We start from the raw sequence: 25,152 nt of genomic DNA, 5'->3' as shown, positions 1-25,152 counted from the left end.
GTTTGACTCGCAATTAAACCGCCGTTAGCTGCGACCCGTTCTTAAATAACGGGGGAATGCATGAAGTCGCGGTTGATGATGGCGAGCGCCGTCGGCGTTTGGGCGGCGCTGGCCGGCGCGGCGTGGGCCGAGGCCCCGGACGCCACGGCGCCCGAGGCGCCGACGCAGGTCGACCAGGTGATCGTCACCGGCGAGAAGGCCAGCCGCAGCATCCAGGACACCGTCACCAGCGTGGCCGTGACCACCGCCCGCACCATCGAGCGCGAGCAGATCCGCGACTTCTACGACCTGGTCGCCAAGACCGCGAACATGAGCGAGACCTACGGCAAGAGCGGCTTCACCATCCGCGGGATCGCCAACAACAACGTCTCGGGCGGCGGCACCGGGGGCCTGGCCACCGTCTATGTCGACGGCGCGGCCATTCCCGAACGCGCCATGTACGGCGGCCCGCTGGACATGTGGGACGTGGGCCAGGTCGAGATCTTCCGGGGTCCGCAATCGACCCTGCAGGGCCGCAACGCCCTGGCCGGCGCGGTGATCGTGCGCACCACCGACCCGACCTTCGACTGGAGCTTCAAGGTGCGCGGCATGGCGGCCAGCGGCGACGACCGCTCGATCGCCCTGGCCGGCGGCGGCCCGATCGTCGAGGACCAGCTGGCCTTCCGCCTGGCCTTCGAGGACCGCAAGAGCGACGGCTTCATCTACAACACCACGCGCAAGGTCGACGACGACGCGCTGGACACCCGCATGATCCGGGGCAAGCTGCTGCTGACCCCGGCGGCGGCCGAAGGCTTCAAGGCCATCGCCACCATGAGCCACAACGAGCGCAAGTCGGGCTATCTCTACACCTACAGCCGCACCGACACGCCGGACCACTACGACCACCGCGTCACCACGACCAACGACCCCAACACCAGCGACATCACCACCGACATCGCCACCCTGGAGCTGGAGCAGAAGATCGGCCAGCGCTTCACCCTGTCGGGCGTGGCCTCGTGGAGCCAGGTCGACCTCGTCCAGCGCTACGACGCTGACCTCGGCCCGCTGCGGCTGTCGTACGGCGGCCAGGACGAGATGATCGAGACGGCCAGCCAGGAGGTGCGCCTGAACTATGAGGGCGAGCGGCTGAAGGGCGTCGTCGGCCTCTATCACGCCACCCGCGACGCCGAGCGCAAGTCGGCCAGCCTGACCAATGTGGAGTTCCCGCGCGCCACCCTGATCAGCGTGCTGACCTCGACCCTGGTGGGCATGGGCTATTCCCAGAGCGTCGCCGGGGCGACGGCCAACCAGTTCGCCAACGCCTACATCGCCCAGCTGCCGGTCATTCCGGTGGACTACAGCTCCAATGCGCCCGAACTGGTGGAGACCACCGCCCTCTTCGCCGACGGCAGCTTCGAGGTGACGCCCAGGCTCAGCGTGCTGGCCGGCTTCCGCTACGACCGCGAGAAGAACACCCAGAGCTCCAACCAGACCGCGGTGTTCGCCGGGACCTATCCCAACCCCGCCAACTTCCCCACCGCCTTCGCGCCGTTCGTGGTGCTGGTGAACCAGTTCGTCGGCTCGATGGTCGCCCAGGCCGGCGCGCCCTCGCCCGAGACGACGCGCGAGTTCGAGGCCTTCCTGCCCAAGCTGGGCGCCAAGTACGCCTGGACCGACGACATCTCGACCAGCTTCGTGGTGCAGCGCGGCTACCGCTCGGGCGGCACGGCGATCAACACCGCCCGCGCCACCGTGGTGCCCTATGATCCCGAATACACCTGGAACTACGAGCTCTCGCTGCGCACCTACTGGCCGCAATGGGGCCTGACGGCCAACGCCAACGCCTACTATGTCGACTGGACCGACCAGCAGGTGTCGCTGAACCTGGGGCTGAACCAGTACGACTACCAGGTCGAGAACGCCGGCAGCTCGCACCTGTACGGCTTCGAGGTCGAGCTGGCCCAGCGGCTGTCGGCGAACGCCGGCTGGTACGCTTCGCTGGGCCACACCAAGACCGAGTTCGACGAATTCAACGTCCAGATCGGCGCCGACAACCGCAACCTGTCGGGTTCGGAGTTCCCCTACGCCCCGCACTGGACCTTCTCGGTGGGCGGCGACTACCGCTGGAACAACGGGCTGGTCGCCAATCTGAACGCCAACTACCGTTCGAAGGCGTTCACCGAGGCCGGCGGCGCCCAGGGGCAGGACGGCCGCATCGCCGACGCCCGCACCCTGGTCAACGGCCGCTTCGGCTACGAGAGCGACCGCTGGGGGGCCTATGTGTTCGGGAAGAACCTGCTGAACGAGACGTACAGCCAGTACACCCGTCCTGACGCGGGCGTGGCCCTGCTGGGCGAGCCGCGCGTGCTGGGCGTCAGCCTGGAGGCGCGCTGGTGATCGGGCTCGGCGGATTAGCCCTCGCCCCGCTGGCCCTCGGGGGCGCGCTGCTGCTGCGGCGCGCCTGGACCCATGCCGACGCGCGGCGCCCCTGGCTGATCGTCGGCGGCTGGGCGCTGCTGGCGCTGGCCATCGCGGTCTCCGTGCCGTTCCTGGGCGCGGCGCGCGGCCCGTCGATCGTGCTCGCCCTGGCCTCCACCGTCGCCCTGGCCCTCGTCGCCGCCGGGGTCGAACTGCGCGAGGCCAGGCGCAAGGCGCCGCGCGAACTGGCCCTGGAGCCGTCGGACCGCCGGCGCGTGGCCTGGCGCGGCTGGCTGCGCGGCTTCCTGGCCGGCCCTCTCGGCGGAGCCGCGGCCATGGCCGTGGGCCTGGCCGTGGCCGTCTGCTTTCCGGCCGAGGTCAAGACCCGCCTGATCATCGGCGGCATGCTGGTGCCGTTCCTGTGGGCCGGCGGCATGGCCTGGACCCTGTCGGACGACAAGATCCTGCGCGCCCTGGCCGTGCTGGTCGGCGTCACCGTCGCCGGCTTCGGCGCCGTGTTCCTGAAGGGCTCCCTCTGATGCACGCCCCGCAACAAAAGAAGACCGCCGGCAAGCCGATCTGGCCGAGGATCCCCGCGCCCTTCGTGCGCGCCATGCTGGCCGGCCACTCGGCGCTGGGCCTGGCGTTCGCCGCCCTGATCTACCTCGTCTGCTTCTCGGGCGCGGTGGCGGTGTTCACCAACGAGTTCAATCGCTGGGAGCAGCCGACCGCTCCGGTGCTTCACAGCGTCACGCCCGCCGCCGTCGGCGCGGCCTTCGACGAGGTGCTGGCCAAGAACCCCAAGGCCCACGACCTCTTCATCCGCATGCCCGAGCCCGCCGTGCCGCGCCTGTCGGTGCACGGCGACGACGCCAAGGGCGGCGAGCACACCTGGTTCGCCGACGCTTCTGGAAAGATCGTCGCCGAGCAGCGCACGCCGTTCAGCGCGTTCCAGGCCAAGCTTCACACCGCCCTGCACCTGCCGGGCAGCTGGGGCTTCTTCCTGGTCGGCCTGACGGGCGTTGCCTTGCTGTCGTCGCTGGTCTCGGGCGTGCTGTCGCATCCGCGCGTGTTCAAGGACGCCTTCGCGTTCCGCTGGGGCGGCTCCAAGCGCCTGCAGGAGGCCGACCTGCACAACCGCATCTCGGTGTGGGGCCTGCCCTTCCACGTGGTGGTGTCGCTGACCGGCGCGTTCCTGGGCCTGTCGGTCCTGATCGTCGGCGTGCTGGCCATGGTGGTGTTCGACGGCAATCGCGAAAAGGTCTTCGCCCTGTTCAGCGGCCCGGCCGTGGCCGACGACCCGCGCCCGGCCCCGGTGGTCGACGTGGCCAAAGGCCTTTCAGTCCTTCAGGCGAAACATCCCGAAGCCGGCTTCAACTACATCTTCGTCGAACATCCGGGCGAAACCGGCCAGCACATGAGCATCAACCGCGTCACGCCCGGCAAGCTGTCGCGCGGCGAGATGTTCATCGTCGACGGCAACGCCAGGGTGCTGGGCGAGGCCGGCTTCGAGAGCGGCAATGTCGGCATGGCCATCTACGCCAGCCTGACCCCGCTGCATTTCGGCTGGTTCGGCGGCTGGCCGGTCAAGGTCGCCTACTTCCTGCTGGGCCTGGGCCTGACGGCGGTGACCGCCAGCGGCGTCGCCATCTGGCTGGCCCGCCGGCGCGACAAGGGCCGTCCGGCCCCGCGCTGGGAGCGGGTGTGGGTCGCCTTCTGCTGGAGCCAGCCGCTGGCCTACGGCGTCGCGGCCATGGTCGCCCTGCTGGCGCCTGGCGCGCCGCCGGTGGCGGTGTGGGGCGGCGTCACCCTGCTGGCCAGCGCCAGCGCCTTCCTGTGGACCCCGCAGGTGATCTCGATCCGCCTGCGCCTGGCCTCGGCCGTCAGCCTGGTCCTGGTGGCTCTGGTGCATCTTGGCCTCAACACCGGCCGTTCGGTCGATCCGGTCGCCTGGATCATGGACGCGTCCCTGGTGCTGGGCGCCGTGCTCCTGGCGGCGTCGGTCAAGCTGACCAAGACGCCGACCGAGGCCTGATCACACTAGCCCAGAACAACGAAGGCCCGCCGGCGACGGCGGGCCTTTTTCGTTGGCTGTGAAAGCCTGTCCTTCAACGCTTGAGCGACGCGGCAAGACCGGCTAAGCACGACCTCCACGGTCGCTCGCGACCCGTGCGGGCGTAGTTCAGAGGTAGAACGTCAGCTTCCCAAGCTGAATGTCGGGGGTTCGATTCCCCCCGCCCGCTCCAAATCTTTCAATAACTTAGCCGGTTCTTCCTGTCCCTCGTGGGACGATTTTGGGAGAATTTTGGGAGCCGGCGATCCGGCTTCGTTCCCCTAACCGCTGTTCTCGCGACATTGACGTGCGCTCCTCACCGGCGCAGCCTCACTCTCAAACAGACGTTCGGGAGGAGAACGCGATGGCCGACGGCGAGGATCATCCACGCGCGCGCTTCCACGCCATGACCGAGGGCACGGCCGAGGACTGGGGCATCATCGCCCAGGCGGCCGGCGAGTACGGGCGCGAACTGCCCGATCGCCTCATCAAGCATCTGCAACTGCTGCAAGGCGACTGCGGGGGCTTCGCCGTGGACCGGCTGGAGCACAGCTTGCAGACCGCCACCCGGGCCCACCTGGCCGGCGAGGACGAGGAATATGTCGTCTGCGCCCTGCTCCACGACATCGGCGACATCCTGGGCCCGCGCAACCACGCCGACATCGCCGCCGCCATCGTCCAGCCCTTCGTGTCGGAGGCCAACCACTGGATGGTGGCCAACCACGCGATCTTCCAGGGCTACTACTTCTTCCATCACCTGGGCCTGGACCGCGACATGCGCGAGGCCTTCAGGGGCCATCCGCATTTCGAGCGCACGGCCAAGTTCTGCCACCAGTACGACCAGCCGGCCTTCGATCCGGCCTACGAGACCCTGCCGCTGGAAGCCTTCGAGCCGATGCTCCGGCGCGTGATGAGCACGCCGAAGCGATCGATCTACCTGCGGGCCGCTGGGGGCTGAGCGCGTCCTACTGGACGCGCTCGACCTTGATCCCGCGCTTGCCCAGCAGCGTCTGGACGCTGTCGGGACCGACGAGGTGGCCCGCGCCGACGGCGACGAAGCTGACGCCCTTGCCGTCCAGCTTGGTCTTCAGCTCATCGGCCCAGGCGGTGTTCCGGGCGACGATCAGGGTGTGGTAGAGCGGCTTGTACTTGGTGCGCATCTCGGTAACGAACTCGCTTTCGAGAGACTTCACGTCGCCTTCGGACCAGGCCTTGACCAGCTTGTCGAGCTTGGCGGGGCCTTCATCGACCTCTTCCAGGGTGGCCTGAAGCAGCGACACCTCGTCGGCCTGCGGCATGTCGGCGAAGAAGCGGATCTGCTGCTCGGCCGTCTCCAGCGAGGCCAGGCCCTTGCCGTCGGCCTTCAGTTCCGTCGTCAGCACCTGCTCGACGCCCTTCTTGGGATCGAAGCCGGCCTTGACCATCGGCGCCATGGCCAGGGTGATGGCCGCCATCCACGGACGGAAGGCGTCGAGCGCCGCCGCCGGCATGCCCATCTCCTGGCCGTAGGTCTTGGTCTTCTCCCAGTCGGCGGGCGACAGCTTCTTCGACAGCGGCGTGGCCTGGTCGATGCCGTACTTCATGACCAGCGGCTGCATGACGGCCATGTCGTCGGCCCCGATCACTTCCAGCACCAGTTCGTCGGTCGACTTCAGGGCCGCGTCCAGCTTGGGCGAGCGCCACTGGGTCTCGGGCCGCAGCACGTGGACGGTGCCGAAGAGATAGATGGTCGAGTCGTGGTCCTGGATCTTCCACAGCGCCGGATCGGCCAGGGACGGCGTGGCCGCGCCCAGGGCGAGGACGGAAACCAGGCCGACGACGACGCGGCGGGCGGCTTTGACGGACGAACGAAGCATGCAGATCCTCTCGGGTGAAATCGGTTCGGAAAAGGTTGGGCGGGCGGCTAGTCGACGAAGCCCCGTCGCCAGGCCACGATCATCGAGATCAGCAGATAGGCGATCATGTTGACGTTGACCGCGTCCCACAGCGTCAGCGGCGGCAGCAGGGAAAGCTTCTCGCCGGCGGCCCACAGGAACAGCAGCCCCTGCAGCAGGACGTAGGAGACGGCGGCCGTCTCGGCCATGGTCCGGCGCATCAGCTCGTCGCTGCGCACCCAAAGGGAGATGTTGCCGGCGGTCTGCACCAGAAAGAGCGCGATCAGCCCGGTCATCACCGCCGAGGCCAGCAGCGGCGACAGCGGCACGAACAGGGCGCCGGCCAGCGGCGGGGCGGCCAGCATGCCGGCGGCCAGCACCAGCACCCCGCCCTGCCCGGCGTAGAAGCCGGCCTGGGCGGGCGTGGCGGCCCGCGCGGCCTCGTCGCCGTTGATCCGCCGGCCCAGCGCCTTGCGGCTGAGGCTGACGGCCATGGTCACCAGACCCACCGCCGCCAGGAAGGCCGCCAGGCCCAGCGAGACGACGTCGCTGGTCGAGAACTCCAGGCCATGCCAGTAGCCCTGGCGCTTCAGCCACATCAGGGTCCGGCCGGCGAAGAAGCCGACCGGCGCGCCGACGGCCATCAGGATCAGCGCCCGGCGCGCCCGGGGCGACAGCTTCTGGGCGTTGGAAGCGACGCTCATCTCAGTCCTCGTCCTGGAAAATGGCTTCGATGGGCTGGCCGAACAGGTGGGCGATCTTGAAGGCCAGCGGCAGGCTGGGATCGTATTTGCCGGTCTCCAGCGCGTTGATGGTCTGGCGCGAGACGTCGAGCCGCTGGGCCAGGTCGGCCTGGCTCCAGTCGCGTTCGGCGCGCAGCACCTTGAGGCGGTTCTTCATCCTGGCCTCAGCGCCGCGCCAGCCACCAGCCGGCCCAGAACAGGCCGTAGCCGGCCAGTTGCAGGCCGCCGAGAAGTCCCATGCCCAGCACCACCGCCTGGGCCGTGGTCAGGTCCGCCGGCAGCATGGCCTCGACGGTCTCGGGCATGGTGTAGAGCAGGATGAACGGCACGCCGCCCAGGGCCAGGCCGGTCGAGCCGCCCCAGTACCACGACCATTTATGGGCCTCGCGCGCGGCTTCGTCGGCGGCGCGCCACCAGCGCGCGGTGAGCCAGAGCATCAGGGCCATGACCGCGACGACCGACAGCGCGATGGCGATGAACGCATAGACGGTCAGTTCAGGCTTCAGCTTGCCCAACTCGGCGACAATGGCGGCCACGAAGCCCAGGACCAGGGCCGCCCCGAACGAGGCCGCGAAGGTCACCAACAAGCGTCGTCGCGCCACTCCCTGTCCGGCCATGCCAAGTCCCCTCGTCAAAATGACAAGGAACATTGACATCAAGACGCAGAGTCGTGTCAAGGACCCTAGACAGAATTCTCGCTTAAGCCGCGATGCGGCCGCTGCGCCAGTGCAGCGGCGCCGGGGCGGCGACGCCCAGGGCCTTGGCCAGCCAGTGGGCCTTGGGATCGGCGTGGATCAGCCAGCCATATTGCGAGAAGCGGTCGCCGTAGTCGTCCCAGCGGATCACCCGTCCGTCGGCGTCGAGGCGCCACACCGCCTTGTCGCAGCCGGGGATGCGCTCGGCGCGCTCCCAGGCGGCCACGCGCTGGCTGTGGGTCGAGAACGGACCGGAGAAGAGGCGGTTCATGACGCAAGGCTCCCGTCGACGCGGCGCGGATCCGAGGAACGAATCTGCGTGTAATCGCAACAACACGACACTAGCCCTTGGTGACGGTTAACGCAGCTAACACCACATGTAGTGCGACGCCATGCCGCGCGACAGCTTGAACATGTTCAGCGACTTGCGCTTTGCGCGACTCAGGACGGGGTAAGCGGTCGCCGCCTCGCGTCCAGCGCCACGTGCAGGTCGGCCCGTTCCGGCAGGTCCTTGGCGCACCACGCGGTCAGGCGTTCGTAGTGATCCAGGAACCGCTCCAGCGCCACAGGATCCAGGCCGCCGCGCTCGCCCCGCGCCGCCAGCCGCGCTTGCAGCTTGGCCTCCTGCTGCCGACGCCAGGCGCGCACCGTGGCGAAGTCAGGCGCGGTCAGCACCGCCAGCCAGTCGATGCGGCCGAAGAGATCGCGATAAGGACCCGCCAGGGCCGCGTCGACGAAGCCGCGCCAGGCGCCGTCCGGGTCTTCGTCGCGCTCCAGGGCGTTGACAGGGCTTGCCAGGGCCTCGCTCCCCTGCGGCCGCGCGCCCAGGCACCAGCCCTCCAGCAGCACCACGTCGGCCGGACCGTCGAACACCGGCCAGGCGTCGCGCGGGGCGCGATCGTCGGCGGCCTTGTCGAAGCGCGGCAGGGCGATCGCCCCCTGCCCCGCCAGATCGTTGAGCACCGACAGGCCAAGGGCGACGTCGTGCGTGCCCGGCGGTCCGCGCGTGGCCAGCAGCGGATGGATGTCGCGGGCCAGTGCCTGGCGCTGCGCCCGGGTGAGGTAGAGGTCGTCCAGCGACAGGACGGCCACCTTCAGCCCCTCGCCCTGCAGCAGCCGGGCGACCGCCGCCACCAGGGTCGACTTGCCCGCCCCCTGCGGTCCCGACAGGCCGGCGACGAAGCCCGGCCGGCCATGGGCGCGGGCCGCCGCGACCAGCCGCCCGGCCAGGGGTCGGTGCAGGATGTGGAAGGTCTCGACGAAACCGGCGTCCAGGCGCTCGTCGCGCATGAAGTCGGGCAGCCAGGCGGGGTCGGGCGCGTTCATGGCCCGACCATGCACCGGTTCGCGCGGCTACTGCACCCGCCGCACGCGATAGCCGCGGGCCTTCATCAGGGCCGGCAGGCCGTCGGGTCCGGCCATGTGCAGCGCGCCGACCGTGACCAGCTCGACGCCGGAGCCGGCCATCTCGCGGTCCAGCACCTGCGCCCAGGCCAGGTTACGGCGCTTGAGCAGGGCTTCGTAGAGCTGCGGCCGGTCGCGACGCATGCCCTCGACCAGAACCGCGCCCAGGCGGTCGACATCGCCCCTTAGCCAGGCCTGCTGCAAGTCGACGCCCCGGCGCGGCGGCGCGACCTGCTCGGCGGCGACGTCGTCCAGATACTGCACCTCGACCGTCTCGGGCAGGTCGGCGAACAGCCGCAGCTGCTGCTCAAAGCTCTCGAAGGCCAGGACCGGCTTTTCGGCCCGCACGGCCTGGCGGGTGACGGTGGCGTCGGCGCCGTCCTCCACCGAGCCGCCGGCCTCGGCCATCGGCAGCACCGACAGCATCATCGCCGCCGCCCAGGGGCGCAGGCGGTCGACGCGGTCGAGGCTGGCGCCGCGGCTGTCGAGCGCCGCGCGCAGGCTGGCCACGGTGCGCGGCGGCAGCTTCTCGGTCAGGGAGCGGTCGAGATCGACGCCGTAGCGGTCGACCAGCGCCTTCACGGCGACGGGATCGGCGTCGACGCGGGTCTCGAACCACAGCTTGTCGGCGCGGGCATAGGCGCGGTCGAAGGCCGGGGTGCGCCAGCGCACGTCCGGCGACAGCACGTGCATCGAGCCGAACAGGTAGATGCGGGAGTCGCCGTCGCTGACCTCCCACATGGCCGGGGCCGCGCGGGCGACGCCCGACAGACCCGCCAGCGCGACGATGGCCGCCGCCGCGCCCCTAACCCAAGCCAGAACCATACGCCGTCCCCGACACAAACTCGGGGTCCACGCTAGGCTGGAGCGGGTTAACCAGGCGAGCGCCGGCCGCCGCGGCCTAACGCCACGCCTTGAAGTGCTTCGAAAGCTTCAGGCCCTGGCGCTGGTAGTGCGAACCGCCTTCGCCATAGAGGCGCGCGGGCCGCTCGGTCAGGGGCTCGTAGACCAGGCGGGCGACGGTCTGGCCGTCCTCCAGCAGGAACGGCGTCTCGTGGCTGCGCACCTCGAGCACGCCCTTGGAGCCGACGGCGCCGGCTTCTTCCGTGCCGAAGCCCGGATCGAAGAAGCCAGCGTAGTGGACGCGGAACTCGCCGACCGACGGATCGATCGGGGTCATCTCGGCCGCTTCCATGACCGGGATCTCGACGTCGTCCTTGGAAGCCAGGATGTAGAACTCGCCCGGATCGAGCAGCAGTTCGCCGTGGCGGGTTTCCAGAGGCTCCCAGAAGTCGCGCGGGTCGTGGCCGTCCTCGTGGTCGAGGTCGACGACGCCGGCGTGGCGACGGCCGCGGAAGCCGACGATGCCCGTGTCGCCCGGCGTCAGGTCGACGCCGACGCTGCGGATGGCCAGCTTGACCGGGTCGCCGCGCTTGAGGCGCAGCTGGTTCAGGCGAGTGCCGGCGCGGACCAGCACAGAGAAGGTCTGCGGCGCGATCTCGATATAGAGCGGACCCTCATAGCCGGCCTCGATGTCGTCGAAGGCCTTGGAGTGGTCGCTCAGCAGGCGGACGAAGACATCGACCCGGCCCGTGGAGCTCTTGGGATTGCCGCGCGCGGCGACATTGGCCGGCAGGGCCAGGCGTTCCTGGATCTCGGCGATGTAGACGCAGCCCTTCTCCAGCACCGCGCCCTTCGACAGGTCCAGCTCGTGCATGGCCACGTCCTTGAGGCGGTCAGGCACGCGGCGCGAGACGCCCGGCAGGAACGAGGCGCGCACGCGCCAGCAGCGCACGCCCAGGCGCAGGTCGAGGCTGGCCGGCTGGACCTGGTCGCGGTCGAACGGGGTCTGCGAGGTGATCGCCTCCTGGGCGATCAGGGACTCGATGGTCTGGCAGGGCAGAATCCCTGCGGCGTGGGCGTCGGTCATCGGCCGCACACTCTCTAAAGCGCCGCCGCGAGGCAAGGGCGGTATCGGAGCCGTCGCGAGAATCTGGAGGCCGTCAGCCCTGGCGGAGCAGTTCGTCGAGATGCAGCGCGCCGGCCATGGCCCCGTCCTCGCCCCGAAAGACCGGCGCTAGGCCCCGCGCGGCGGCGGCGTAGGCCGGATCCTCCAGCACGGCCCTCAGCGCCGCGGCCGCGCCGCCGCGCTCGTAACGCTTGGGCCGAAGCCTGCGGCCAACGCCCAGCCGCCTCACTCGCCGGGCGTTGTCGTGCTGGTCGCCCAGGAACGGCGTCACCAGTTGGGGGCGTCCCGACCGCAGGGCCTGGGCGGTCGTGCCGATCCCGCCGTGATGGACGATGGCCGCGGCGCGGGGGAAGACCAGCGAATGGGGAGCGTAGGAACCGACGAACACGTCGCCTCCCCCCGTTCCCGCACCCGCCAACCGCTCGGCCTCCTCGGCGCCGGCCAGCAGCAGCGCCCGGCGACCGAGCACCCGCGCCGCCTCGAGGCTGGCGCGATAGAAGTCGCCCGGCGCGTGCACCGCGAAACTGCCCAGCGAAAACACGATGGGCGCCGGTCCCGCGTCGAGAAAGGTCGCCAGCGCGGGATCCAGCGCGGGCCGCCCCCCGGCCTCGCTGTCGTAGGACGGAAAGCCGACGAGGGTCAGGCCGGGCGGGTGGTCGGGCTGCACGGGCCCGAAGACAGGCGAGTAGAGGCCGAGCACCGGCGCGCCGTCGCCGTGGCCGCAATCGAACATGGCGTCGGCGCCGGCATGGGCGACGCCGAGCCTGCGGCCCAGATCCCGCAGGGGCTTCAGCGAGGCGGCGATACGCCCGCGCACCAGTGCGCGGACGAACCGGTTCCATCCGATCGCCGCGGCCGAGCGCGGCGTGAAGACATAGGGCGCCGGCCCGGTCTCGGACGGATCGGTCGCCGACTGCATGAAGATCGGAGCCAGGGCCACGCGAACCAGCGGCAAGCCGAGCGCCCGGGCCGCCGGCGCCGCGCCGAAGACGATGTTGTGCGCCACCACCATGTCGGCCCCCAGCGCCGCCGCGCGGACATCCTCGTAGGTCTCCGACAGGAAGGGCATCTGCAGGTCGCGCAGCAGGAAATCGGGGTCGCGGCTCATCCGCTCGAACACGTCGGCTATATCGAGACCCAGGCGCTCCTGGATCTGCCGGGTGCTGGGCCGCAGCGGGGCGAAAGCCAGGCCCTCGGCCTCGACCTTGGCGCGATGGTCCTCGTGGGTGGCCAGCAGAGGCGTATGGCCAAGACCTTTCAGGGCGAGCGCCAGGGCCAGGAACGGATGCAGGTCGCCTAGCGAGCCCGTCGTCGCCAGCACGATCCGTCGCCCCGCCGCCATCCTCGCCCCCGCGCGCCGCACCGCCGGATGGGAACCGCAACCGGCGCGCCGAGGCAAGGCCCGTCACCCCCGCCAGGCGACCTTTGCCGCCCCGGCGCTCGCCCGACGCGCTCGGACCGTGACGAAGCAGTGAAAGATCGCCTATACCCACCGCGATTGCGTCGGCGGTAAGTTGCCGGCGCGGGCCTTTTCGTCGTCGGGAGTACGCCGTGTCCGAAGATCCGAAGAACTGGGACGTCGCCACCAAGCTGATCCGTGGGGGGCTGGCCCGTTCGCCGTTCATGGAGACCGCCGAGGCGCTCTACCTGACCCAGGGCTTCACCTACGACAGCGCCGAGGGCGCCGACCGACGCTTCTCGGGCGAGGACCCGGGCTTCGTCTATTCGCGGTTCAACAATCCGACCGTGAAGATGTTCGAGGACCGCCTGGCCCTGCTGGAAGGCGCCGAGATCTGCCGCGCCACCGCCACGGGCATGGCCGCCGTCCATTCGGCGCTGATGGGCCTGGTGCGCGCGGGCGACCACGTGGTGGCCGGCAACGCCCTGTTCGGCTCGTGCCGCTGGCTGATCGCCGAGTGGCTGCCGCGCTTCGGCGTCGAGACCACCTTCGTCGACGCCACCGACCTCTCGGCCTGGGAAGCGGCGATCAAGCCCAACACCAAGGCCGTTCTGATCGAGACGCCCTCGAACCCGGTGCTGGAGATCACCGACATCGCCGCGGTGTCGAAGCTGGCCCACGCCGTCGGCGCCAAGGTCATCGTCGACAACGTGTTCGCCACGCCGATCTTCCAGCAGCCGCTGGAACTGGGCGCCGACGTCGTCGTCTATTCGGCCACCAAGCACATCGACGGCCAGGGCCGGGTGCTGGGCGGGGCGATCCTGACCACCGAGGCGATCAACGAGGAATTCTACCGCGACAGCATGCGCCACACCGGCCCGTCGCTGTCGCCGTTCAACGCCTGGGTGATGCTCAAGGGCCTCGAGACCCTGGACCTGCGCGTGCGCCGCCAGGCCGACACCGCCGCGGCCCTGGCCGACGTCATGGCCGAGCACAAGAAGGTGACGCGGGTGCTCTATCCGTTCCGCACCGACCACCCGGGCTACGACGTCGCCAAGAAGCAGATGACCGGCGCCGGCACCGTGATCGCGCTGGACCTCGGCTCCCGCGAGGCCGCGTTCAAGTTCCTGAACGCGCTGGAGATCGTCGACATCTCCAACAACCTGGGCGACGCCAAGTCGATGGCCACCCACCCGCCGACCACGACCCATCGCTCCGTTCCGGAAGAGATGCGCCCGCTGCTGGGCGTCACCGAGGGCGGCGTGCGCCTGTCCGTGGGCCTGGAAAGCCTGTCCGACCTGACGCGAGACGTGACCCGTGCGCTCGACCAGGCGTGAGTCCAGCCCGCCGCTGAAGCGGATCCGTCGGCGCCGCGGCCCCGACACCGGCATCTATGAGGCCCGCACGCGCGACATCGTCGTGCGGGTCGCGCCCTGCTACCTGGCCGAGGAATCCTCGCCCGAGCAGGGCCTGTACCTCTGGGCCTACACCGTCGAGATCGAGAACCACGGCGTCGAGACCGTGCATCTGGTCGCGCGCTGGTGGAAGGTCACCGACGCGATGAACCGCAGCAACGAGGTCGAGGGCTCGGGCGTGGTCGGCGAGCAGCCGGAACTGAAGCCGCGCGAGGCCTTCCGCTATGTCTCCAACTGCCCGCTGCCGACGGCCTCGGGCACCATGGTCGGCCGCTACCAGATGGTCACCGAGGCCGGCGAGGCGTTCGACGCGCAGATCCCCGAGTTCTCGCTGCACCTGCCCGGCGCCTCGCGCCGGGTGAACTGACGGCAGGGTCGCGTTTCCGAAAACGCAACCTTGAGATAATACGTCATCGTTCGCGAACCTGCGGGGGAACCGAGCGATGACGCCCTACACCATCCAGATCTGGAACCAGTCCCAGGCCGCCAAGAGCTATGTGCTCTTCCTGCGGCAGCCGGAACTCACCGCCAACGGGGGCTCGCCCCAGGTCTACACCAACGCCTGGGCGACCTTCGCCGGCGTCACCAACGGCGGCTTCGACCGCATCACCTTCGACGAGACCGTCTACGCCTACTGGAGCCATCCGCCGGTGGGCGGCCAGATGCTCAGCGGCGGCGTCATGCAGGTCAGCACCCAGACCCAGGACACTGTCGCGTTCAGCGGCGGCTCGCCGACCGGCTTCACCACGCTCACCAGTCCGGGCACGGCCCAGCCGGGGTCGTTCGCGATCGTCACGGGCTCGGACTTCACGCCGGCCAACGGCTACGTGCTGGGCATGGCCCGCATCGCCGGCACTCCGATCCCCGTGCCCACGACGACCTTCCCCGCCCTGCCGAACACGATCAGCAACATCAGGCCGATCCACACCTACTATGTGGCCGAGGGGGCCTATGCGCCGGGCGAGGTGATCGACGCGGCCCAGCTCACCGCCAGCGCCGAGATCGACTTCACCGGAAGGCCCCAGACCACCGCCACCGTCATCCAGCAGGCGAACGGAACCTTCTCGGTCACCTACAGCTGACGGCTTCGCCGAACGGCGCCGTTGCCAAGTAACAATGTTACGCGTTTACTTCCCTCAGCGGCGTCAGACCGCGAACACATAGGGAGGTTGCGGCGTGGCCGACTACGAGCTCACCCTCATCAACCAGAGCGACGACGTCCAGAACTCGACGGTCGTGGTGTTTCAGAAGGCGCCGACCAAGCCGGTGAGCCTGGCGCGGTCGATCCCGCCGGGCGGCTCGTCAAAGATCAGCTTCAACAATCTCGAACCCAGCGCCCAGGCCTACTTGGTGCTGGGCGAGCGGCCGCACCTCGACAGCGACGGCCCGCCGGCCGGCTCGGTGCGGCTGGATCTGGACCTGACGCACGAGTACGTCATCCGGCGGCCCGAGGGGCGGCACTGAGGGAAAGACCCCCTCAGTCGCTTCGCGACAGCTCCCTACTCCTCCCCCGTGAAACGGGGGAGGTGGCGCGCTGCGGATACGCGCCGTGACGGAGGGGGCGACGGCCGCCACTGAGCCCAGTCTCGCCCCCTCCACCGCTTCGCGGTCCCCCTCCCCCGCAAGCGGGGGAGGAACTTTACGCCTCGCCGTTCGGCTCGAGGGCGTAGACCCGCGAGCAGTATTCGCAGGTCACGTGGATTTTGCCGTCGGGCTCGATCATCTCGGCCTTCTCCTCGGGCGAGAAGGATTGCAGCACCACGCCGATCCGCTCTTCCGAGCAGCGGCAGAAGGCGCGCAGCGGCTTCTCGTCGATCAGGCGCACGCCGTCCTCGTTGAACAGGCGCCACAGCAGGGTGGTGGTCGGCACGGTGGGGTCGATCAACTCGTCCTCGCCCGTGGTCTCGAACAGCGCCTGGGCGTGGTTCCAGGCTTCCTTGGTCTCGCCGCGCGTCTCGTCGCCGGCGATGGTCTGGATCAGGATTCCGCCGGCGCGCCAGGACAGGCCCTCGCCGGTGTCGACCTGGCCGACGGCCAGGCGCACGCGGGTCGGGATCTGTTCCGACTGCATGAAGTACTGCTCGGCGCACAGGGCCAGGCTCTCGCCCTCGATGGCGGTGACGCCCTGGTAGCGCTCCATGTCCTGGCCCTGGTCGAGGGTCATGATGAACACGCCGCCGCCCAGCAGGGTCTTGGCGCCGGGACGCGCGAAGCCTTCCGAGACGGCCGCCACCTCGTCGGGGTCGAACCGGCAATAGCCGCGCAGGCCGCCGGTGGTGTCGTAGTCGACGACCACGTAGCGCACCGGGCCGTCGCCCTGGGCCTGCACGATCAGGCGGCCCTCGAACTTCAGGCTCGAGCCGACCAGGGCGGCCAGCGCGCAGGCCTCGCCCAGCAGGTTGGCCACGGGCTCGGGATAGGAATGGCGGGTCAGCACCTCGTTGACCGCCTCGCCCAGCCGCACCACGCGGCCGCGCACGGGCAGGCCTTCGATCTGGAAGGCGGAAACGAGGTCGTCGGACAGGATCGGGGGGGCGGCGTCGGTCATGGGGCGGTTAGATAGGGGGTTTGTGGGAAAATCCAACCTCCCCCGTTAGGGGCCGCCGCACTGAGATCCTCCCCCCGAAGGGGGAGGTGGCCCGGAGGGCCGGAGGGGGAAGGCTCTGCTGACGTCGAGAGGGTTGCCGCCTCACAGGCCACATCCCCCTCCGTCGCCTTCGGCGACACCTCCCCCTTCAGGGGGAGGATCTGGGCTTACTTCTTCGCCAGGTAGTCCAGCGCCATGAACACCTCGGCCTTCACGCCCGTCTCCAGCACCGCCTCGTCGATGTCGAAATAGGGCGAGTGGTTGGCCGGCGCGCCGGCGGCGGGGACGTCGGCCTTGCGGCCGCCGAGCTGGACGAACACGGCCGGGACCTTCTGGCCATAGAGCGAGAAGTCCTCGGCGCCGGTGACAAGGGCGGCCTGGTCGTCGACCTTGCCAGGCGAGGCCTTCTCCAGCGAGGCCTTCACCCACTTCGACAGGGCCGCGTCATTCCAGGTGACCGGATAGGGCTGGGTGAACACCGCCTCGGCCTTGGCGCCATAGCGGTCGCCGATGGCGGCCACGGCCTTCTGGGTCTTGGCGATCACCTCGGCCTTGCGCTCGGGGGTGAAGGTGCGGAGCGTGCCGCTCATCACCAGGTCTTCGGGGATGATGTTGTTGCGCACGCCCATGTTGATGGTGGCGATGGTCAGCACCGTCGGCGAGGTCCCGACGTCGATCTGGCGGGCGGCGATCTGGTTCAGGGCCTGGACGATGTCGGCCGAGATGCTGGCCATGTCGATGCCGGCCCAGGGCCGCGCGCCGTGGGTCTGCTTGCCCTTGACGGTGATGGTGAGACGATCGGCGCCGGCATAGAAGCCTTCGGGGCGGTAGTTCAGGGCGTGGGCGTCGCCGGGGCCGATGTGCAGGCCGAAGATGGCGTCGACCTTGGGATTGTCGAGCGCGCCGTCGGCGATCATCAGCTTGGCGCCGCCCTCGTCGCCGGCCTGGGGCCCCTCTTCGGCCGGCTGGAAGACGAAGACCACCGTGCCGGCGATGTCGTTCTTCATGCCCGCCAGCACAGTCGCGGCGCCCAGCAGCATCGCCACGTGGGTGTCGTGGCCGCAGGCGTGCATCACCGGAACCGTCTTGCCTTCCCAGGTGGCGGTGGCCTTGGACGCGAACGGCAGGCCGGTCTTTTCCAGCACCGGCAGGGCGTCCATGTCGGCGCGCAGGGCCACGACCTTGCCGGGCTTGCCGCCCTTCAGCACGCCCACGACGCCGGTCTTGCCGACGCCCTCGCGGACCTCCAGGCCCAGGGCCTTCAGCTCCTTGGCCACCAGGGCGGCGGTGCGGACTTCCTGGTTGCCCAGTTCGGGGTGCTCGTGGACGTCGCGCCGCCAGGCCACGACCTTGGGCTGGGCCGCCTTGGCCGCCGCCTCGACCTTCGCCGCGGAGGGCGCGGCCAGCGCGGGAACGGAGATAGCGCTCGCCGCCATCAGGGCCAGAACCGAAACCTTCGCGCGCACGCCCATTCCCGACTCCTAGAGAAGACTTTGCGGGCGAGCTTGGCGGTTCCTGGGACCGGGTCAAGGGCGGCGGCGCTTTACCTAAGGAACGGCTTTGCAGAACCGTCGCGAAGACTAAGCTTCGTCCATGACCGAGCCCGCATCCGACTCCCCAACCTTCGACTCGAAAGACGACGGCGAGGCGCTGGATCCCAATTCCGGCGTCATTCGCCCCCGCCACGCCGCCACCCTGATCGTGGTGCGCGACGACGGCCCCGCCTCGCGGGTGCTGATGGGCCGGCGAAGCCGCGGGCACGCCTTCATGGCCAGCAAGTGGGTGTTTCCGGGCGGCCGGGTCGATCGCGGCGACTTTGGCGCGCCCTCGGCCACGGAGCTGGATCCCGAGGTGGCCGCGCGGCTGGCCGCCGAGCCTCGCCACCCCTCCCCTGCCCGCCTGGCCAGGGCCCTGGCGCTAGCGGCCGTGCGCGAGACCTTCGAGGAGACCGGCCTGCTGCTGGCCAAGGCCGCCCCGGCGCGGCCCGGGGCCGGCGCCTGGCGGCCGTTCCTGTCCCAGGGCGCCCTGCCCGACCTGTCGCCGCTGAGCTTCGTGGCCCGCGCCATCACCCCGCCCTATCGCCCGCGCCGCTTCGACGCCCGCTTCTTCATGGCCCCGGCCAGCGCCCTGCTGAGCCTGGAACGCCAGCCCGACTGCGGCGAGCTGGACGAGATCGCCTGGGTGACCTTCGAAGAGACCCGCGACCTTGATCTGCCCAGCATCACCCGCATGGTGCTGCGCGAGACGGCCCTGCGTCTGAACGACCCCGGCCGTCCCGCGCCGTTCATGCGCTTCCTGCGCGGCAACGCCGTGATGACGGAGCTTTAGGCCATGCTCGCCCTCCTTCTCGCCCTGCAGGCCGCGCCAGCGCCCGCCATCGACCAGGCCGCCTTCCTGGCCGGCTGCTGGAAGCAGGAGCGCCCGAACGGCGTCGTCGAGGAGCAGTGGCTGGCCCCCGGCGGCGGCCTGATGCTGGGCATGAGCCGCACGGTGCGCGACGGCAAGGTCAGCACCTACGAGTTCACGCGGATCCAGGAGGCCGACGGTCGACTCACCTTCTTCGCCATGCCCTCGGGCCAGGCGCCGGCCGCCTTTCCGCTGAAGAGCGTCGGCCCAGGCGAGCTGGTGTTCGAGAACCCCGGCCACGACTTCCCCCAGCGCGTAATCTACAAAAGCCAAGGCGTGGACGGCCTCCTGGGCCGGATCGAGGGCGAAATCGGCGGCCAGGCGCGGTCGGTCGACTTCCCCTACAAACGATGTTCAGGCGCCGATTGACTTTGCCCCGTTCATGAGTATGTTCCGCGCCTCTCATTTCGACCGCGCGGGGACCTGCGCGACCACCGCAGGGATTCGACCATGGCCAAACCGGCTTCGATCAAGATCCGCCTGAATTCGACGGCGGACACCGGCTTCTTCTACGTCACCAAGAAGAACGCCCGCACCAAGACCGAGAAGATGGTGCTGAAGAAGTACGACCCGGTCGTGCGCAAGCACGTCGAATTCCGCGAAGGCAAGATCAAGTAAGATCGCCTCGTCGCACCGACGATTCTCGAAAACGCCCGGCGGCAACGTCGGGCGTTTTTGTTTTTCCGGTCTCCAGTCTAGGATTCCCGCGTGATCGTTCGCCTCGCCCTCGCCTTCTCCGTCATGGCCGCCCTGCCCGCCTGCGCCCAGCCGGCGCCGGTGCAGAGCTACGAGGTGGTCCGCACCTATCCCCACGACCGCCAGGCCTTCACCGAGGGCCTCCTGGTGCGCGACGGCCAGCTCTACGAGAGCACGGGCCTGGAAGGCCGCTCGTGGGTGCGCAAGGTGGACCTGGAAACCGGCGCGGTGCGGCAGCAGGCGGACCTCGATCCGAAGTATTTCGGCGAGGGAATCGTCGACTGGGGCGACGAGATCGTCCAGCTGACCTGGCAGAACGGGATCGGCTTCGTGCGCGACCGGGCGACCTTCGCCGTCAAGTCGACCTTCAGCTACACCGGCGAAGGCTGGGCCCTGACCAAGGACGACCGCCGCATCATCATGAGCGACGGCACCGACGAGCTGCGGTTCCTGGATCCCAAGACCCTGAAGGAAACCGGCCGGGTGAAGGTGACCGACGATGGTCGCCCCGTCGACCAGATCAACGAGCTTGAGTTCATCAAGGGCGAGGTCTGGGCCAATGTCTGGCAGACCGACCAGATCATCCGTATCGACCCCAAGACCGGCAAGGTGGTCGGACGGCTCGACCTGTCGGGCCTGCTGACGCCGGAGGAGGCCCGACGCGCCGACGTGCTGAACGGCATCGCCTACGACGCCAAGGCCGATCGGATCTTCGTCACGGGCAAGTTCTGGCCGTGGCTGTTCGAGATCAAGGTGGCGAAGTAGGCGCCGCTCAAGCCGCCTTGCAGACCACGGCGTTGCGGCCGGCGGCCTTGGCTTCGTAGACGCCGCTGTCGGCGCGCTTGAGCAGGGCCTCGGGGGTGTCGCCCGCGCCGGTGGTGGCCGAGACGCCGACCGAGATGGTCACCGTCAGCAGTTCCTGACCGCCGGCCACGCGGAACGGCGAGCCGGCCACGTGCATGCGGATGCGCTCGGCGATGCGCACGGCGTCGGCCAGCTGGGTGTCGGGCATGATCACCGTGAACTCCTCGCCGCCGTAGCGGCAAGGCAGGTCGATGGCGCGGACATTCGAGGCCAGGCGCAGGGCGAACTCGCGCAGCACCTCGTCGCCGACGTCGTGGCCGAAGCCGTCGTTGATCTTCTTGAAGTAGTCGATGTCGATCAGCAGGGCCGAGACCGGGTCGCCGCCCATGGTGGCGCGGTTGACCAGGGCCGACAGCTGGCCGGTCATGTAGCGGCGGTTGTGCAGGCCGGTCAGCGGATCGGTGACGGCCAGCTCCAGCGAGTGGTCGAGATTGTTGCGCAGGTAGTCGGTGTAGCGCTTGCGGCGCACCTGGGTGCGGACGCGGGCGGCCAGTTCCTGCGGGTCGATCGGGCGCGGCAGCACGTCGTTGACGCCGATGTCCAGCGCCTTGACCATCCGCGGACGGTCGTCGGGATCGACCACGGCGAGGACCGGCAGGTGGCGCGTGCGTTCGCTGGAACGCAGCGTCGCGGCGAAGCGCAGGCCGTCGAAGCCGCGGGCGGCGGCGTTGACGATGACGAGGTCCACCGGCCCGCCGGCGCTGATCTCGGCCTTGGCCAGGTCGGTCTCGATGACCGGACGGTGCTCGACGGCCAATTCGGAGGCCACGCGCTGGGCCTGGCGTTCGTTGTCGTCGACGATCAGCACCCGGCCGCCGATGCCGTCGAGGCGGGCGGCGGCGCCGGCGATCACGCCGATGCGGCGGCCCGAGGCCTCGCGCTGGCGCAGTTCGTCGATGACCATCTTCAGGCGGGTCAGGCTGCGCACGCGGGCGAACAGCATGACGTCGTCGATGGGTTTCGTCAGAAAGTCGGCGGCGCCCGCCTCCAGCCCCTGGATGCGGTCGGCGCGGCCGTCCAGCGCCGTGACCAGCACCACCGGGATATGGCGGGTGGCGGCGTCTTCCTTGAGCTTGCGGCAGACGGTGAAGCCGTCCATGCCGGGCATCATCACGTCCAGCAGGATGATGTCGGGCAGTTCCTCGGCCGCCTTCGCCAGGGCCGTCGGGCCGTCATAGGCGTAGGAGACCTGATAATATTCGGCCGACAGCTTGGCCTCGAGCAGGCGCACATTGGCCTCGATGTCGTCGACGACGAGGATTCGCGCGCTCACGACCTGTTACCTCTCCAGCAGCCGGCGGATGGTTTCGAGAAAGTGCGACACCGAGATCGGCTTCGAGATGTAGGCCTCGCAGCCGCCCTCGCGAATCCGCTCTTCATCGCCCTTCATCGCAAATGCCGTAACAGCGACCACGGGTATATGTGACAGATCGTCGTCCTCCTTGAGCCACTTGGTCACTTCCAGGCCCGAGATCTCGGGCAGCTGGATGTCCATGAGGATCAAATTCGGGCGATGTTCACGGGCGATCGACAGCGCCTGCAGTCCCTCACGGGTCTGCAGGGTCTCGTAGCCCTGGGCCTCGAGCAGATCATGAAACAGCTTCATGTTCAGCTCGTTATCCTCGACGATGAGGACCTTCTTCGTCATCCTGACCCCGACCATACGGTCCGTGGCGACACGTGAGGGATTCGCGCCGCTTCTTCATCCTCAGATCGCACGAATATCCTTAAGCCCGCGCTAATCGCGTTTCCAACGACCGATCGCACACAAATGGACGCCCGCTCTCTCGACCTCAAGACCTGCACGCTGGATGCGCACCGTCCGCTCGTCATCGTGGATGTCGACGAAGTGCTCGCCCAGTTCATGGCCGGCTTCGGCGCGTTCATCGGCCGGCACGGCTTCGAACTGCGCGTCGACCGCTTCGCGCTGTTCCAGAACATCTACCGCCCGGGCGAGACCGAGCACCTGGACCTGATCGCCGGCCGGGCCCTGTTCGACGACTTCTTCCGCGACGGCGGCGAGGACCTGCTGCCCGCCGAAGGGGCGGCCGACGCCCTGGCCGACCTGTCGCTGGACGCCAATGTGGTGATCCTGACCAACGCCCCCGAGCACGGCCGCCAGACCCGCGCCCGCTGGCTGAAGACCCATGGCTTCGACTATCCGCTGATCATCAATTCCGGCCCCAAGGGTCCGTCGGCGGCCGATCTCGTCGGGCGAGTCGAGAAGCCGGCGGTGTTCATCGACGACCTGCTGCCCCAGCTCGAATCGGTGGCCGAGTACGCCCCGAGCGTGGGCCGCTTCCAGATGGTGACGGACGAGCGCCTGCGCCCCCTGGCCCCCAGCGCGCCCGACCGGCACAGGCGCATCGACCTGTGGCCCGACCTGAAGGTCGCCCTCCGCGAGGCGCTGGCGCTCGACGGGCGATGAAGGCCCCCGGATGAAAGCCCTCTGCAGAGACTGCCTGTGGACCGGCGAGCGCAAGGCGCCGCGCTGTCCGTCGTGCGGCTCGCCGCGCACGGTCTTCCACGAGGAGCTGGGCGCCCTGTCGATGGCGCACCTGGACTGCGACGCCTTCTACGCCTCGGTCGAAAAGCGCGACGATCCGAGCCTGCGCGACAAGCCTGTGATCGTCGGCGGCGGCAAGCGGGGCGTCGTCACCACGGCCTGCTACATCGCCCGGATGAGCGGGGCGCGCTCGGCCATGCCGATGTTCAAGGCGCTGCAGCTGTGTCCCGACGCCGTCGTGGTGAAGCCCAACTTCGCCAAATACAAGCACGAGAGCGCGCTGATCATGGCGCGCCTGTCGAACCTGACGCCGCTGGTCCAGCCGCTGTCGCTGGACGAGGCCTGGATCGACCTTGCGGGCACCGAACGCCTGCACGGCGCGCCCCCGGCCGTCATGCTGGCCAAGGTGCAGAAGGAAATCGAGGCCGAGCAGAACCTGACCGTCTCCATCGGCCTGGCCCCCAACAAGTTCCTGGCCAAGATCGCCTCGGAACTGGACAAGCCGCGCGGCTTCTCGGCCATCGGCGCGGCCGAGGCGGTGGCGTTCCTGGCCTCCAAGCCGGTGTCGATCCTGCCGGGCGTGGGTCCGGCCACGGTCTCGACACTGGCCGGCCTTGGCCTGCGCACCGTCGGCGACATCGCCAACGCCGACCTCAAGACCCTGGCCCAGGCGCTGGGAACCGGCGGCCTGCGCCTGCATCGGCTGGCCCACGGGCAGGACGCCCGGGCGGTCGATCCCGACAGCGTGCGCAAGACCATCAGCGCCGAAACCACCTTCAACGACGACCTCTTCCGCCGCGAGGACCTGGAAGACCAGCTGTGGCCCCTGTGCGAGAAGGTGGCCCGGCAGGTGCGTCGCGAAGAGGTGGCCGGCCGGGTGGCGACGCTGAAGCTGCGCACGCCCGACTTCAAGATCCACACCCGCCGCCGCACCCTGCCCGTCCCCACCCAGACGGCCCAGACCCTGTTCCAGGTGGCGCGCGAACTGCTGGCCGCCGAGCCGCCGGGCCGGTCCTACCGCCTGATCGGCGCGGGCCTGACCGAGTTCGTCCCCGCCGCCGGCGCGGCCGACGACTTCTTCGCCGGCGACGAGCGCCGGGCGCTGAAGAGCGAGACCGCCATCGACGCCCTGCGCGGCAAGTTCGGCCTGGGCGCGGTCGTCACCGGCCGGGCGCTGAAGAGCAAGTAGCCTCCGCCAGCGCCTCTCCCGCCGTGGTCCGCACCGCCGCCGTCAGCCGGTCCAGCAGCCGCGCCGACAGCCGCGAGCGCTGCCAGTAGAGCGTGACCGCGATGGCGTGGCCCGGCGGCAGCTCGACCAGTCGTCCAGACGCCAGGTGCGGCTGGGCGAGGGTGCGCGGCGTCATCGCCCAGCCCAGGCCGGCCAGGTTCATGTCGAGCATCCCTTGCGTGGCCGGCGTCCAGTGCACGGGACCTTCGGGGCGTATGCCCAAGGCTTCCTGCGCCCAGCGGGCCTGAAGGCCGTCGCGGCGGTCGAAGCGCAGCAGCGGCGCATGGCGCAGGCGCTCGGCGCCGAAACCGCCCGGGAAGACCCGCGCCATGAAGACGGGGCTGGCGGTGGCCACGTATTCGATCGCCCCGAGGGGATAGGTCTTGCAGCCGACCACCGGCGCGGGATCGGCGGTGACGGCGGCCAGCACCTCGCCGTCGCGCAGGCGCTCGGCGGTGTGGGCCTCGTCGTCCATGACGATGTCGAGCATGGCCCCGGTCTCTTCGGCGAAGCGTGCTGCGGCGAGCGGGAACCAGGTACTGACGCTGTCGGCGTTGACGGCGATGCGGACCACGGCCGGCCCCTCGGCCAGGTCGGTCAGGCGCGGCAGGTCGGCGACCAGGTCGCCCTCCAGCAGCCGCACCTGCTCCACATGGGCGCACAGGCGCGCGCCGATGACGGTGGGGCGGCAGGGCTGCCCGCGGGTCAGCAGCACCGCGCCCAGACGCTCCTCCAGGCCCTTCACCCGCTGTGAGACGGCCGAAGGGGTGACGCCCAGCGCAGCGGCCGCCTTGTCAAAGGCCCCCTCGCGGGCGACCGCCGCCACCGCGGCCAGGGACGCATAGTCCAGCATTAGATCGCCTAATTTTGATTTAGCATCCTTAGTTAGACTACAGCCGTCGCCGCCGCCATCAAG

At 69.6% G+C, this 25,152-nt stretch carries 28 protein-coding genes and 1 tRNA gene; 15 read left to right on the top strand and 14 right to left on the bottom strand.

Annotation, left to right across the window (positions count from 1 at the left end; genetic code table 11):
• The first annotated feature begins 60 nt into the window (after positions 1 to 60).
• From V6S85_RS19645 to V6S85_RS19625, 5 genes are all read left to right on the top strand, one after another.
• Entirely contained in the window at positions 61 to 2,376 is a 2,316-nt protein-coding gene (locus V6S85_RS19645) for a TonB-dependent receptor (protein WP_334349983.1), read from the top strand.
• Positions 2,373 to 2,936: a hypothetical protein gene (locus V6S85_RS19640; protein ID WP_116567520.1), complete on the top strand. Its 564-nt coding sequence runs from the start codon at positions 2,373 to 2,375 to the stop codon at positions 2,934 to 2,936. Before V6S85_RS19645 ends, V6S85_RS19640 begins: the two co-directional genes overlap by 4 nt.
• Entirely contained in the window at positions 2,936 to 4,432 is a 1,497-nt protein-coding gene (locus tag V6S85_RS19635) for a PepSY-associated TM helix domain-containing protein (protein ID WP_334349982.1), read from the top strand. Before V6S85_RS19640 ends, V6S85_RS19635 begins: the two co-directional genes overlap by 1 nt.
• A 136-nt stretch (positions 4,433 to 4,568) precedes the next feature.
• Positions 4,569 to 4,643, top strand: a tRNA-Gly gene (locus V6S85_RS19630).
• A gap of 171 nt (positions 4,644 to 4,814) precedes the next feature.
• Positions 4,815 to 5,408, top strand: coding sequence for an HD domain-containing protein (locus V6S85_RS19625; RefSeq protein WP_116567524.1), 594 nt, complete (start codon positions 4,815 to 4,817; stop codon positions 5,406 to 5,408).
• 7 nt (positions 5,409 to 5,415) lie between these two features.
• On the opposite strand, the gene V6S85_RS19620 is transcribed toward V6S85_RS19625, so the two are convergent.
• The 9 genes from V6S85_RS19620 to V6S85_RS19580 form a co-directional block, all read right to left on the bottom strand.
• Positions 5,416 to 6,306, bottom strand: a complete 891-nt coding sequence (locus V6S85_RS19620; RefSeq protein ID WP_334349981.1) for a TraB/GumN family protein — start codon at positions 6,304 to 6,306, stop codon at positions 5,416 to 5,418.
• A 47-nt stretch (positions 6,307 to 6,353) separates the two neighbouring features.
• Positions 6,354 to 7,028, bottom strand: a complete 675-nt coding sequence (locus V6S85_RS19615) for a hypothetical protein (protein ID WP_116567528.1) — start codon at positions 7,026 to 7,028, stop codon at positions 6,354 to 6,356.
• A 1-nt stretch (position 7,029) separates the two neighbouring features.
• A complete protein-coding gene (locus V6S85_RS19610; RefSeq protein WP_334349980.1) occupies positions 7,030 to 7,224 on the bottom strand; it encodes a helix-turn-helix transcriptional regulator in 195 nt (64 codons plus the stop codon).
• Between the two features lie 7 nt (positions 7,225 to 7,231).
• On the bottom strand, positions 7,232 to 7,684 hold the full coding sequence (locus V6S85_RS19605; RefSeq protein WP_334349979.1) for a hypothetical protein: 453 nt from the start codon (positions 7,682 to 7,684) through the stop codon (positions 7,232 to 7,234).
• Between the two features lie 82 nt (positions 7,685 to 7,766).
• A complete protein-coding gene (locus tag V6S85_RS19600; RefSeq protein WP_116488661.1) occupies positions 7,767 to 8,033 on the bottom strand; it encodes a hypothetical protein in 267 nt (88 codons plus the stop codon).
• 170 nt (positions 8,034 to 8,203) lie between these two features.
• The gene (locus V6S85_RS19595) at positions 8,204 to 9,088 is read right to left on the bottom strand and encodes a kinase (protein WP_334349978.1); all 885 of its coding nucleotides are present in this window, start codon (positions 9,086 to 9,088) and stop codon (positions 8,204 to 8,206) included.
• Positions 9,089 to 9,115: 27 nt separating this feature from the next.
• On the bottom strand, positions 9,116 to 9,991 hold the full coding sequence (locus tag V6S85_RS19590; RefSeq protein WP_334349977.1) for a TraB/GumN family protein: 876 nt from the start codon (positions 9,989 to 9,991) through the stop codon (positions 9,116 to 9,118).
• 76 nt (positions 9,992 to 10,067) lie between these two features.
• On the bottom strand, positions 10,068 to 11,096 hold the full coding sequence (locus V6S85_RS19585) for a 2'-deoxycytidine 5'-triphosphate deaminase (RefSeq protein ID WP_101716502.1): 1,029 nt from the start codon (positions 11,094 to 11,096) through the stop codon (positions 10,068 to 10,070).
• Positions 11,097 to 11,169: 73 nt separating this feature from the next.
• Positions 11,170 to 12,456 carry a glycosyltransferase gene (locus V6S85_RS19580; protein ID WP_334349976.1) on the bottom strand — a complete coding sequence of 429 codons (1,287 nt, stop codon included), beginning with the start codon at positions 12,454 to 12,456 and terminating at the stop codon, positions 11,170 to 11,172.
• A 230-nt stretch (positions 12,457 to 12,686) separates the two neighbouring features.
• Between V6S85_RS19580 and metZ the strand changes: the two genes are divergently transcribed.
• From metZ to V6S85_RS19560, 4 genes are all read left to right on the top strand, one after another.
• A complete protein-coding gene (metZ, locus tag V6S85_RS19575) occupies positions 12,687 to 13,871 on the top strand; it encodes an O-succinylhomoserine sulfhydrylase (RefSeq protein ID WP_334349975.1) in 1,185 nt (394 codons plus the stop codon).
• Positions 13,852 to 14,316: a Co2+/Mg2+ efflux protein ApaG gene (apaG, locus tag V6S85_RS19570; protein ID WP_116488666.1), complete on the top strand. Its 465-nt coding sequence runs from the start codon at positions 13,852 to 13,854 to the stop codon at positions 14,314 to 14,316. Before metZ ends, apaG begins: the two co-directional genes overlap by 20 nt.
• A 76-nt stretch (positions 14,317 to 14,392) precedes the next feature.
• Positions 14,393 to 15,031, top strand: a complete 639-nt coding sequence (locus V6S85_RS19565) for a hypothetical protein (protein ID WP_334349974.1) — start codon at positions 14,393 to 14,395, stop codon at positions 15,029 to 15,031.
• Positions 15,032 to 15,125: 94 nt separating this feature from the next.
• On the top strand, positions 15,126 to 15,413 hold the full coding sequence (locus V6S85_RS19560) for a hypothetical protein (RefSeq protein ID WP_334349973.1): 288 nt from the start codon (positions 15,126 to 15,128) through the stop codon (positions 15,411 to 15,413).
• 175 nt (positions 15,414 to 15,588) lie between these two features.
• Here V6S85_RS19560 and V6S85_RS19555 read toward each other — a convergent pair whose 3' ends face one another.
• Both V6S85_RS19555 and V6S85_RS19550 read right to left on the bottom strand, forming a co-directional pair.
• Positions 15,589 to 16,497: an Hsp33 family molecular chaperone gene (locus tag V6S85_RS19555; RefSeq protein ID WP_116567548.1), complete on the bottom strand. Its 909-nt coding sequence runs from the start codon at positions 16,495 to 16,497 to the stop codon at positions 15,589 to 15,591.
• Between the two features lie 206 nt (positions 16,498 to 16,703).
• Positions 16,704 to 18,008 carry an amidohydrolase gene (locus V6S85_RS19550; RefSeq protein ID WP_431830639.1) on the bottom strand — a complete coding sequence of 435 codons (1,305 nt, stop codon included), beginning with the start codon at positions 18,006 to 18,008 and terminating at the stop codon, positions 16,704 to 16,706.
• Positions 18,009 to 18,129: 121 nt separating this feature from the next.
• Between V6S85_RS19550 and V6S85_RS19545 the strand changes: the two genes are divergently transcribed.
• The 4 genes from V6S85_RS19545 to V6S85_RS19530 all read left to right on the top strand — a co-directional run bounded on the left by V6S85_RS19545 (position 18,130) and on the right by V6S85_RS19530 (position 20,403).
• Entirely contained in the window at positions 18,130 to 18,864 is a 735-nt protein-coding gene (locus V6S85_RS19545; protein WP_334349972.1) for an NUDIX hydrolase, read from the top strand.
• Between the two features lie 3 nt (positions 18,865 to 18,867).
• Positions 18,868 to 19,311, top strand: coding sequence for a DUF6265 family protein (locus tag V6S85_RS19540; RefSeq protein WP_334349971.1), 444 nt, complete (start codon positions 18,868 to 18,870; stop codon positions 19,309 to 19,311).
• Positions 19,312 to 19,392: 81 nt separating this feature from the next.
• Positions 19,393 to 19,560, top strand: coding sequence for a 50S ribosomal protein L33 (rpmG, locus tag V6S85_RS19535; RefSeq protein WP_004620056.1), 168 nt, complete (start codon positions 19,393 to 19,395; stop codon positions 19,558 to 19,560).
• Between the two features lie 90 nt (positions 19,561 to 19,650).
• Positions 19,651 to 20,403, top strand: coding sequence for a glutaminyl-peptide cyclotransferase (locus V6S85_RS19530; RefSeq protein WP_334349970.1), 753 nt, complete (start codon positions 19,651 to 19,653; stop codon positions 20,401 to 20,403).
• 7 nt (positions 20,404 to 20,410) lie between these two features.
• Here the strand turns inward: V6S85_RS19530 and V6S85_RS19525 are convergent, their stop codons facing one another.
• Positions 20,411 to 21,775 carry a PleD family two-component system response regulator gene (locus V6S85_RS19525; RefSeq protein ID WP_116567554.1) on the bottom strand — a complete coding sequence of 455 codons (1,365 nt, stop codon included), beginning with the start codon at positions 21,773 to 21,775 and terminating at the stop codon, positions 20,411 to 20,413.
• Between the two features lie 6 nt (positions 21,776 to 21,781).
• Complete coding sequence (gene divK, locus V6S85_RS19520; protein ID WP_058348522.1) at positions 21,782 to 22,150, bottom strand: cell-cycle response regulator DivK; 369 nt, start codon at positions 22,148 to 22,150, stop codon at positions 21,782 to 21,784.
• 123 nt (positions 22,151 to 22,273) lie between these two features.
• On the opposite strand from divK, the gene V6S85_RS19515 reads away from it, so the two are divergent.
• Positions 22,274 to 22,930 (top strand): hypothetical protein, encoded by a 657-nt coding sequence (locus V6S85_RS19515; RefSeq protein WP_334349969.1) that lies wholly within the window; start codon positions 22,274 to 22,276, stop codon positions 22,928 to 22,930.
• Positions 22,931 to 22,940: 10 nt separating this feature from the next.
• Positions 22,941 to 24,197 carry a DNA polymerase IV gene (locus V6S85_RS19510; RefSeq protein WP_116567558.1) on the top strand — a complete coding sequence of 419 codons (1,257 nt, stop codon included), beginning with the start codon at positions 22,941 to 22,943 and terminating at the stop codon, positions 24,195 to 24,197.
• On the opposite strand, the gene V6S85_RS19505 is transcribed toward V6S85_RS19510, so the two are convergent.
• On the bottom strand, positions 24,169 to 25,089 hold the full coding sequence (locus tag V6S85_RS19505; protein ID WP_334349968.1) for a LysR family transcriptional regulator ArgP: 921 nt from the start codon (positions 25,087 to 25,089) through the stop codon (positions 24,169 to 24,171). The two genes, V6S85_RS19510 and V6S85_RS19505, sit on opposite strands and share 29 nt — an antisense overlap.
• Positions 25,090 to 25,152: the final 63 nt, after the last annotated feature.

The sequence above is a fragment of the Caulobacter sp. CCNWLW153 genome (assembly GCF_036889365.1).
GTDB classification, from domain to species: domain Bacteria; phylum Pseudomonadota; class Alphaproteobacteria; order Caulobacterales; family Caulobacteraceae; genus Caulobacter; species Caulobacter radicis.
Note: the sequence above shows the minus strand (reverse complement) of the source record. Positions and strands in the feature narration are given on the sequence as shown.